Source organism: Stenotrophomonas capsici, from assembly GCF_034961085.1.
GTDB lineage: Bacteria > Pseudomonadota > Gammaproteobacteria > Xanthomonadales > Xanthomonadaceae > Stenotrophomonas > Stenotrophomonas capsici.
Window position 1 is genome coordinate 1 of sequence record NZ_JAYFUH010000133.1, and the last position, 2,431, is coordinate 2,431.

General features: G+C 68.4%; 4 protein-coding genes. 2 read left to right on the forward strand and 2 right to left on the reverse strand.

Translation table 11 applies throughout. From position 1 onward, the window contains the following. Nucleotides 1-586 (forward strand): NAD-dependent epimerase/dehydratase family protein (locus tag VA603_RS10080; protein WP_323438729.1); only part of this gene is annotated, 586 nt, incomplete at its 5' end. Nucleotides 587-682: 96 nt separating this feature from the next. After that, nucleotides 683-838: a DUF1328 domain-containing protein gene (locus VA603_RS10085; RefSeq protein WP_104940304.1), complete on the forward strand. Its 156-nt coding sequence runs from the start codon at nt 683-685 to the stop codon at nt 836-838. A 69-nt stretch (nt 839-907) separates the two neighbouring features. Here VA603_RS10085 and VA603_RS10090 read toward each other — a convergent pair whose 3' ends face one another. Continuing rightward, on the reverse strand, nt 908-1,411 hold the full coding sequence (locus tag VA603_RS10090) for a GNAT family N-acetyltransferase (RefSeq protein ID WP_192286979.1): 504 nt from the start codon (nt 1,409-1,411) through the stop codon (nt 908-910). Beyond that, the coding region (ddlA, locus tag VA603_RS10095) for a D-alanine--D-alanine ligase (protein WP_323438730.1) at nt 1,408-2,431 on the reverse strand (1,024 nt) is incomplete at its 5' end. The genes ddlA and VA603_RS10090, both read right to left, overlap by 4 nt.

A 2,431-nucleotide genomic window follows, 5' to 3' on the forward strand; every position in this document is an offset into this window, starting at 1 on the left:
CTTCCAGGCACCCTATGCGGCCACCAAGACCCTCGCCGAGCAGGAAGTGCTGGCCGCCAACGGTGCCGAGCTGGCCACCGTGGCATTGCGTCCGCGCCTGATCTGGGGCCCGGGCGACAACCAGTTGGTGCCGCGCCTGGCCGAGCGTGCCCGCGCCGGCCGGTTACGCTTCGTCGGCGATGGCAGCAACAAGGTCGATACCACGTTCATCGACAACGCCGCGCAGGCGCACTTCGATGCCTTCGATCACCTGGTGGTCGGCGCGGCCTGCGCCGGCAAGGCCTACTTCATCTCCAACGGTGAGCCGCTGGAGATGCGCGTGCTGCTCAACAAGCTGCTGGCCGCGGTCGATGCACCGCCGGTGACCAAGACCGTTTCGTTCAAGACCGCCTACCGCATCGGCGCGGTGTGCGAGCGGCTGTGGCCGCTGCTGCGGCTGCGCGGCGAGCCGCCGATGACGCGCTTCCTGGCCGAACAGCTGTGCACGCCGCATTGGTATTCGATGGAACCGGCGCGCCGCGATTTCGGCTATGTCCCGCAGGTGAGCATCGCCGAAGGCCTGCGCCGCCTGGCGGCCGGTCGCTGAAGCGCAGGGTCGTCATCCGGCGCTCACGCCTCCATCACCGTCTGACCACCGCCTCTTGTCCAGCATGGACCCTGTTTTCATATACAGGAGGTCGCCATGCTTCATTACGCCGTCGTCTTCTTCGTGATCGCCATCATCGCCGCGTTGCTGGGCTTCAGTGGCATCGCCGGTGCGGCGAGCAACATCGCCTGGATCCTGTTCGTGGTGTTCCTGATCCTTGCGGTGATCTCGCTGTTCCGCAAGAAGGGCTGAACCGCTTGAACCACAACGGCCCGCCCGGGTGTCCCCGGGCGGGCCGTTGCGTTTGCCGCCGGGCGCCGGTCAGGGCGCGAGCGGGCACGCGAAGTAGGTCACCGTCTTGCCATTGTCCAGGCGGGCTTCGCCCACCGGCCTGAAGCCGAGCTGCTGGTGGAAGGCCACGGAAGCGGGATTGGGCGGATCGGCGTTGATCTCGCAGACCAGGCAATCATGGCCATGCAGGCGTGCGTGCGCGGCCAACGCGGCGTACAGCTGCCGTGCAAGCCCCTTGCCGCGCGCCCGCGCGTCGACCACCACGCGGTCGATGTAGACGAAGCGCCGGTAGCGCGCCGACAGCCAGGCGAAGTTGGGGTTGTCGTAGTCGGCGTCCTGGTCCAGCGCGATCAGCAGCGCCTGCGCATCGGCGCAGGTGCGGGCGAAGAATGCCTGCCGCAGCAGCCGTGCGAAGGCCGCCGGCTCCTGCCAGGACAGCTCCTGCGCGTGGGCGTTGTTCAACGCCAGCAGTGCCGGCAGGTCGTCGCCGGTGATCGCGCGGGGCGCGTCACCGGCGGCAGGCGCTGGGTTCATGGCGTGGAGGTGATCGAGCTGGACAGCGCCTTGTCGGCGGCATGGCGCTCCAGCGCCAGCTCGACCAGGCGGGTGATCAGCGCGGTGTAATCCAGGCCGGAGGCGCCCCACAGCTTGGGATACATGCTGATCCGGGTGAAGCCGGGCAGGGTGTTGATCTCGTTGATGACCACCTCGCCGGCCTCGGTGAGGAACACGTCCACGCGCGCCATGCCGGCGCACTCCAGCGCCTGGTAGGCGCGGATGGCGATCTGGCGGATACGCTGCTGGGCGTCGTCGCTGATGTCGGCCGGGATCACCGTTTCGGCGCCGTTGGCGCTGATGTACTTGGTGTCATAGGCGTAGAAGTCGTCGTGCACCACCACTTCGCCGCAGACACTGGCCTCGGGGTGGTCGTTGCCGAGCACCGCGCATTCGATCTCGCGGCCGACGATGGCCGATTCCACCAGCACCTTGTGGTCGAAGGACAGCGCCAGCGCCATGGCGGTGGCGAACTCCCCGGCATTGCGCACCTTGCTCACGCCGACCGACGAGCCCTGGTTGGCGGGCTTGACGAACAGCGGCGTGCCCAACTGCGCGACCAGCGTGGCGTAGTCGGCGCCGGCGGCGGTGCTGCGGTTGAAGCAGGCAAACGGGGCGACGGCCAGGCCGGCGTCGCGCAGCAGGCGCTTGGTCACGTCCTTGTCCATCGCCGCGGCCGAACCCAGCACGCCGGAACCGACGAACGGCAGGTTGGCCATGCGCAGCAGGCCCTGCAGCGAGCCATCCTCGCCCAGGGTGCCGTGCACGATCGGGAACACCACGTCGATCTGCTGCAGCGCCGAGGCCGGGTCGCTGGGTACCAGCTGCGCCTGCTCGCGGCCCGGAAGCACCGCCACGGCATTGCCGGAACGGTTCAGCGCGATCCGCGCCGGGTCGTTGGCGTTGAGCAGGAACTGCTGCGGGTCGCTGACGTGCCAATGGCCCTGCTTGTCGATGCCGATCAGGCTGACATCGAACCGCTCCTTGTCCAGCGCGTCG